The sequence below is a fragment of the Methylobacterium sp. AC315 genome, assembly GCF_979253755.1.
In genome coordinates this window covers 1-242 of sequence record NZ_CEEDEA010000122.1, presented here as the reverse complement: position 1 = coordinate 242, position 242 = coordinate 1, and the positions used below count along the sequence as shown (strand labels likewise).

At 70.7% G+C, this 242-nt stretch carries 1 pseudogene; it reads right to left on the bottom strand.

Features of this window, described 5'->3' with window-relative positions:
- Positions 1-242: pseudogene (locus AC0IY0_RS28960) on the bottom strand (hypothetical protein); the annotation flags it as partial.

The window sequence follows — 242 nt, the reverse complement described above, 5'->3', positions numbered from 1 at the left end:
CTCGACGAGGTCTCGTTCCACATGTCCGGGACCGAGGGCCGCGACCTTCGCGGTGCCCTCCTCCAGGCAGGCCCGGTAGAAATCCACGCCGAACAGGTTGACCCCGGAGGAGCCGGCCAGGTCGTAGAAGACGTTGCCGTCGAGGTCCGTGACCGTGACGCCGTCGGAGGCCGCCGCACAGGCCCCGGCGCCGAGATGCGCGCGCACGTGGCCGGCATACTGGAACGGCACCCGGTACAGCC